Origin of the sequence: Ornithinibacter sp. (assembly GCF_035443565.1) — a bacterium.
In the GTDB taxonomy this organism is placed as follows: domain Bacteria; phylum Actinomycetota; class Actinomycetes; order Actinomycetales; family Dermatophilaceae; genus Fodinibacter.
Map to the genome: position 1 here is coordinate 1 of NZ_DAORSO010000086.1, position 6,644 is coordinate 6,644.

8 protein-coding genes are annotated in these 6,644 nt (G+C 72.2%); all 8 read right to left on the reverse strand.

Translation table 11 applies throughout. The features are described from left to right. On the reverse strand, nucleotides 1–466 hold a 466-nt coding region (locus tag PLL68_RS09775; RefSeq protein ID WP_324533580.1), incomplete at its 3' end, for a lysophospholipid acyltransferase family protein. A 61-nt stretch (nucleotides 467–527) separates the two neighbouring features. Next, the gene (cmk, locus tag PLL68_RS09780) at nucleotides 528–1,217 is read right to left on the reverse strand and encodes a (d)CMP kinase (protein ID WP_324533582.1); all 690 of its coding nucleotides are present in this window, start codon (nucleotides 1,215–1,217) and stop codon (nucleotides 528–530) included. Between the two features lie 22 nt (nucleotides 1,218–1,239). Further along, nucleotides 1,240–2,337 carry a prephenate dehydrogenase gene (locus PLL68_RS09785; RefSeq protein ID WP_324533584.1) on the reverse strand — a complete coding sequence of 366 codons (1,098 nt, stop codon included), beginning with the start codon at nucleotides 2,335–2,337 and terminating at the stop codon, nucleotides 1,240–1,242. After that, nucleotides 2,334–3,248, reverse strand: a complete 915-nt coding sequence (locus tag PLL68_RS09790) for a pseudouridine synthase (RefSeq protein ID WP_324533586.1) — start codon at nucleotides 3,246–3,248, stop codon at nucleotides 2,334–2,336. Before PLL68_RS09790 ends, PLL68_RS09785 begins: the two co-directional genes overlap by 4 nt. Beyond that, a complete protein-coding gene (gene scpB, locus PLL68_RS09795; protein WP_324533588.1) occupies nucleotides 3,245–3,874 on the reverse strand; it encodes an SMC-Scp complex subunit ScpB in 630 nt (209 codons plus the stop codon). Before scpB ends, PLL68_RS09790 begins: the two co-directional genes overlap by 4 nt. Then, nucleotides 3,867–4,793 (reverse strand): segregation and condensation protein A, encoded by a 927-nt coding sequence (locus tag PLL68_RS09800; protein WP_324533590.1) that lies wholly within the window; start codon nucleotides 4,791–4,793, stop codon nucleotides 3,867–3,869. Before PLL68_RS09800 ends, scpB begins: the two co-directional genes overlap by 8 nt. Before the next feature lie 4 nt (nucleotides 4,794–4,797). After that, nucleotides 4,798–5,634, reverse strand: coding sequence for a ParA family protein (locus PLL68_RS09805; RefSeq protein ID WP_324533598.1), 837 nt, complete (start codon nucleotides 5,632–5,634; stop codon nucleotides 4,798–4,800). A gap of 109 nt (nucleotides 5,635–5,743) precedes the next feature. After that, a partial coding sequence (xerD, locus tag PLL68_RS09810) for a site-specific tyrosine recombinase XerD (RefSeq protein ID WP_502910691.1) occupies nucleotides 5,744–6,644 on the reverse strand: 901 nt, incomplete at its 5' end.

A 6,644-nucleotide genomic window follows, 5' to 3' on the forward strand; every position in this document is an offset into this window, starting at 1 on the left:
CGACGACGAGTCGGGAGCGAAGGCGTGGCCAGGATGCCGCGAGCTCACCCGTGCGTCGCGTCCCCAGGCACGCGGTGGGCACGACGGGAGCACCGGACTGCAGGGCCAGCCACGCCACCCCCTTGCCGGCGGACGCGAGGTCACCACGCCCGCGCCCACCCTCGGGGAAGATGCCGAGGACGTCGCCTCGAGCGAGCACGGCGAGCGCCTGGGCCAGAGCCGTGCGGTCCCCACGACCCTGCTCGATGGGGATCTGGCCACTCCACCGCAGCAGGTGTCCGGTGAACCCCTGGAACGTCTTCGCGAGCACGAGAAAGTGGCTCGGACGCGGCGCCATCGACACGACGAGGGGGCCGTCGAGGTAGCCGGTGTGGTTCGCGGCGAGGATCACCGCGCCGTCGCGCGGGACGTGGTCGGCATCCACCGCGCGGGCGGCATAGAGCAGGCGGAAGAGGATCCGTCCCACCCGGTGTCCCAGGCGTGCCCTTGCGGGGCCGGGAGTGCTGACGTCGTCCACGAGCCCTGCGTCACGCAGAGGTCTCTGCGGTGACGACCGCGAGCACGGCAGCCACGCTCTGGTCGAAGTCCAGGTCGGAGGTGTCGACGAGCACGACCCCGGGTGCGGCCTCGGTGAACGTCGAGACCGTCGAGTCGTCGCGGTCGCGCCGCACCACCTGGTCGCGCGTCGCCTCGACCGCCGCTGCGTCGGTGCTGCCGTGCAGCTCGGCCGAGCGCCGTCGCAGCCGCGCCTCCTCGGATGCCGTCAGCAGCACCCGCACGCTCGCGTCCGGGGCCACGACGGTGGTGATGTCGCGGCCCTCGGCCACCACTCCCCCGGTCTCCTGTGCGATCTGAGCCATGAGGTCGCGCTGGCGCTGCTGGAGCTCGGCCCGCACCTCGAGGTTGGTGGCCACGGCCGACACCGAGGTGCTGACCCGCGTCGTGCGGATGGCCTGCGAGATGTCCGTGCCGGCGACGGACACCGTCGGGGCGTCCGGGTCGGTACCGACCGCGAGCGGGAGGTCACGCGCGGCGGCGGCCACGGCATCCGCATCAGTGAGGTCGATGTCGCGGTCGAGGCACCACCACGTCAACGCCCGGTACATCGCCCCCGTGTCCAGGAAACCGACGCCGAGGGCACGCGCCACGGCCCTCGAGACGCTGCTCTTGCCCGAGCCGGAGGGTCCGTCGATCGCGATCGTCAGGGGTGCACTCATGGGCCGGAAGCCTACTGGCGGCTCAGCCGTGCAGGTGCCAGCCCCGCTCGGTGAGCCCCTCCGCCAGGCCCGCAGCGGCACCCGGGACGACGTCGATCTCGGCGACCCCGAAGGCCTGGCCGAGTCCGTGGTCGAGGTGGAACTCCTCGACGTTGGCACCGATCTCGCCGATGTGGGCGAACAACCGACCGAGCTGGCCCGGCTCGTCGGGGATGAGCACGCGCACCGTCGTGTACGTCGTGGGGGCGGCACCGTGCTTGCCGGGGATGCGCGCGTGGCCCGCGTTGCCCGCGGCGATGGCGTGGGCCAGGGCTCCACGTGCACCGGGTGCGTCGGTGGACTCGCTGAGGTCGTCGAGGGCGTCGACGACCCGCTCGAGATCGGCCACCAGCGCCGTCAGCACGTCACGGACGGCGGGTGCGTTGCCCGCGAGGATCTGGGTCCACAGCCCGGGGTCGCTCGCCGCGATCCGGGTGACGTCCCGCAGCCCCTGCCCGGCCAGGGCCACCGCCGCGTCGTCAAGGGGTTCCAGCCGCGCCGCCACGAGGCTCGCCGCCAGCTGGGGGACGTGCGAGACCGCGGCGACGGCCGCGTCGTGCCGCTCGGGGGCCAGCGTGCTCACCGCAGCCCCCACCGAGCGGGCCACGGCCGTGACGAGTGCGATCGCAGCGGGGTCGGTCTCCTCGGTCGGGGTCAGCACCCATGCTCGCCCGTCGAACAGGTCGTGGCGGCCGGACACGGCACCGGAGCGCTCGCGCCCCGCCATCGGGTGCGATCCGCAGTAGCGGGTGAGGTCGGTGCCGACGTCGCGCAGCCCGTTCACCACGGCGCCCTTGACCGAGGCGAGGTCGGTGACGAACGCCGTCGGCCAACGGGTCAGCGCCCCGGCCACGACCGCAGCCGTCACGTCCGGAGGGGTCGCGACGACGACGAGGTCGGGATCGATGCCGGCATCGTCCTCGACCGGGCCCTCGGCGAGCCGTCCCGCGCCGAGGTCTCGCGCCAGGGCCGCGTGGGTGGGGCTGATGTCCTCGAGGGTCACGTCCTCGCCGACGCGGCGCAGCGCCAGCCCGAGGCTCGTGCCGAGCAGCCCGGTGCCGATGACGTGGACCCGCGTCACAGCTCCGCAGCCTTGTAGAGCAGGCCCACCTCGGTGCTCGTGAGGTTGCGCCACTTGCCCGGCTTGGTGTCGCCGAGGTGGATGGGCCCGACCTTGGTGCGCACCAGGGTGAGCACGGGGTGGCCGGCCTCGGCGAGCATGCGCCGCACGATGTGCTTGCGCCCCTCGTGCAGCACCACCTCGACCAGGGCCTTGCCGGGTGCGGAGTCGACGACGCGGAACGAGTCGACCTTGACCGGGCCGTCCTCGAGCATGACGCCCTCGCGCAGTCGCCGCCCGAGGTCGCGGGGCACCTGGCCCTGGATCTGCGCGAGGTAGGTCTTCAGCACGCCGTAGCGCGGGTGCTGGAGCCGGTGCGCCAGTTCGCCGTCGTTGGTGAGGATGAGCAGGCCCTCGGTGTCGGCGTCCAGCCGGCCGACGTGGAAGAGCCGCTCCTTGCGGTTGGCGACGAAGTCACCGATGTCGACACGGCCCAGGTCGTCGCTCATGGAGGTGACCACCCCGAGCGGCTTGTTGAACGCCAGGTACACGCGGCTCTCGTCGAGCTGGATGCGGATGCCGTCGACGTGGACGTTCTGGGTCGCCTTGATCCGCACCCCGAGCTCGGTGACGACCTGGCCGTCGACCTCGACCCGGCCCTGGGTGATCAGGTTCTCGCAGACCCGCCGCGAGCCCACGCCGGCGGCCGCGAGCAGCTTCTGCAGGCGCACCCCGTCGGGGTCGTGGACGTCGACGGTGGGACGATCGGGCCACTGGGGCACGGCCGTGGGCTGGCTGGGGCGCGTCGTGCCGGAGGTCGGGCGCTTGGCCTTGCCCGCACCGGTCGCCTTTCCCTTGCCGGCTGGCTTTCCTTGACCAGAGTGCTTGCCCTTGCTGGGTCGGTGGGGTCCACGGGGGTTCGGCGGCGTCATGAGCGGCCTCCTTCGGCGATTTCGTCGAGCAGGTCGACTTCGGGCAGGTACGGGGCGAGGGCGGGAAGGTCGTCGAGGTCGGAGAGGCCGAGGCGCTCCAGGAAGTACGACGTCGTGCCGTAGAGGATGGCCGTCGACTCCTCGTCGTGACCGAGTTCCTCGATGAGGCCGCGACTGAGCAGGGTGCGGATGACACCGTCGACGTTGACCCCGCGCACGGCGGCCACCCGTTGGCGCGACACCGGCTGGCGGTAGGCGATGACGGCGAGGGTCTCGAGGGAGGCCTGGGTCAGGCGGGCCTGCTGCCCGTCGAGGACGAATCGCTCGACCACGGGCGCGTACTCGTGGCGGCTGTACATCCGCCACCCTCCCCCGACCTGGCGCAGTGTGAACCCACGCTGCTGGGCCGCGTACCCGTCCTCGAGCTCGCGCAGGGCGGCCTCGACGTCAGCGGCCGGCTGCTCGATGGCGGAGGCCAGCGCCATGACCGACACGGGCTCGTCGACGACCATGAGCACCGCCTCGAGGGCGGCGTGGATCCCGCCGGGGAAGTCGGCCACGTCGAAGGCCAGCTGGTCCTCGGGAGGGGGCGCGACGGCATCCGCGCTCTCGTGCTCGTCATTCATCGGTGCTCTCCGCTGGTCCTGTGGTGGTGAGTGACGGGTCCGCGTCATCGTCGACCTCGTCGTCGAACTCGTCATCGACCTCGATGTCGCCCTCCTCGGCGCCGGTCCAGCGCACGGTGAGCTCACCGAGCGCCTCGGCCTGCTCGAACGCGATCGAGGACTCCCGGAACAGCTCGAGCAGGGCGAGGAAGCGCGCGACGACGACGAGGGTGGAGTCGGCGTCGGCGACCAGGGCCCGGAACGAGGCCACCCGGTCGCGGCGCAACCGGGCGCCGATGATGGACGCCTGCTCGCGCACGCTCACCTGCGGGGCGTGCAGGTGACCCAGGCCCACGGTCGGCACCTGCTTCGGGGCCATGGCCCGCGCCGCGATCATCGCGAGCTGTTCCGGGGTCACGGTCATGATGAGCTCGGGGAGCAGCGCGGCGAACTGCGGTTCGAGGGATGCCGTGCGCGGCTGGGTGCGCCCGGCGGTCGCCATCCGCTGCGCGAAGGTGTGGGCGATGTCCTTGAAGGCCCGGTACTGCAGCAGGCGCGCGAACAGCAGGTCGCGCGCCTCGATGAGGGCGAGGTCCTCCTCGTCCTCCGGGCCGGACTGCGGAAGCAGCCGCGCCGCCTTGAGGTCGAGCAGGGTCGCGGCGACGAGGAGGAACTCGGTGGCCTGCGACAGGTCCCAGCCCGTGGGTTTGGCCCGCTCGGCCTTGATGTGGGCGATGAAGTCGTCGGTGACCCGCGCCAGGGCGATCTCGGTGACGTCGAGCTTGTGCTTGCTGATCAGGCCCAGCAGCAGGTCGAAGGGCCCGGTGAAGTTGTCCAGGGAGACCTCGAAGGTCGTCGCCGGAGCCCGGCGGGTGAGCACCCCACCGGGGGTGAGGTCGGTCGGAGCGGCTCCCCCGACCTCCTCGGGGGCCGTCGTCATCGGTTCAGGCCGCCCCGCCGCGCGCGATGAGCTCGCGGGCGAGCTGGCGGTAGGCCTCGGCACCCTTGTGCGCGGAGTCGTACGTCGTGAGCGGCTCGGCCGCGAGCGAGGCGTCGGGGAACTTCACGGTCCGGGAGATCACCGTGTGGAAGACCCGGTCATCGAAGTGCTCGACGACGCTGGCCACGACCTCTCGCGAGTGCAGGGTGCGACCGTCGTACATCGTCGCGAGGATGCCGTCGACCTGAAGTCGCGGGTTGAGCCGGTCGGTGATCTTCTCGATGGTCTCGACGAGCAGGGCGACGCCGCGCATCGCGAAGAACTCGCACTCGAGCGGGATGATGACGCCGTGCGCGGCCGTCAGGGCGTTGACCGTGAGCAGCCCGAGGGAGGGCTGGCAGTCGATGAGGATGACGTCGTACTCGTCGATGATGGGGCGCAGCACCCGCGCGAGGATCTGCTCGCGGGCGACCTCGCCGACGAGTTGCACCTCGGCCGCCGACAGGTCGATGTTCGCCGGCAGCACGTCGAGGCCCTCGACCTTGGTGTGGGCGATGACGTCCCGCACGTCGTGGCCGCGCTCGGTGAGCAGGTTGTAGATCGTGACGTCGAGCTCGTGGGTGGGGATGCCGAGGCCGACGGACAGGGCCCCCTGCGGGTCGAAGTCGACGAGCAGCACCCGGCGGCCGACCTCGGCCAGGGCGGCACCGAGGTTGATGGTGGTCGTCGTCTTGCCGACCCCACCCTTCTGGTTGCACATCGCGATGATGCGCGCGGGCCCGTGGGAGGCCAGGGGCGCGGGTTCCGGGAAGGCGGGAAGGGGGCGGCCGGTGGGCCCCATGGTGCCGGGGGCCTCGCTGCGCAACGCCGTGTCGGAATCCAACTCTCTACTCCCCGGTACATGGTCTGGTGCTCGACGGTCAGCATCGCGCTGATCGGGGCCGACCCTATCAGCGGGCGCGGGGATGACTCTGGGCGTACACCTCGCGAAGTCGCTGCACGGTGACCAACGTGTAGATCTGCGTGGTCGTCACCGACGCGTGGCCCAGCAGTTCCTGCACCACGCGTACGTCGGCGCCGCCCTCGAGCAGGTGGGTCGCGAACGAGTGCCGCAGGGTGTGGGGCGACAGGTGACCGTTCAGGTGCGCTCGTTCGGCGCAGGAACGCAGCACGGCCCACGCGCTCTGGCGCGAGAGGCGGGCACCGCGCGTGTTGAGGAAGAGAGCAGGGGTGCTGCCACCACGGGCTGCGAGCGCCGGCCGGCCGCGAACGAGCCACGCCGACAGGGCCTGCGCCGCGTAGGAGCCGAGCGGCACGATGCGGTCCTTGCCGCCCTTGCCCCGCAGGCGCACCACGCCGTCCTCCCCCAGCACGTCGTCCACGTCGAGGCCCACCGCCTCGCTGATCCGGGCCCCGGTGCCGTAGAGCACCTCGAGCAGGGCCCGGTCTCGAAGGGCTGCCGGGGTGTCGCCCACCGACGCAGCCTCGAGCAGTCGCTCGACCTCGTCGACCGGGATGGCCTTGGGCAGCCGCGAGGGAGCCTTGGGCGGGCTCACCCGTCGTGCCGGGTCGGCGTCGAGCACCCCCTCCAGCGCCAGGAAGCGGTGCAGGCCGCGCACGGCGACGAGGGTTCGGGCCGCGGACGTCGCCGCGAGCGGTGTGGTGTGCTCGTCGCCCTCGCGCAGTCCGGTCAGGAACTCGGTGACGTGCGCCTCGGTGACGTCGGCGGGGGTGCTCACGCCGGCCTGCTCGAGGTAGGTGCTCCAGCGTCTGAGGTCGCGGCGGTAGGCGGCCAACGTGTTGGCCGACACCCCGCGCTCGACGTCCAGGTGGGTCAGCCACGCGTCGACG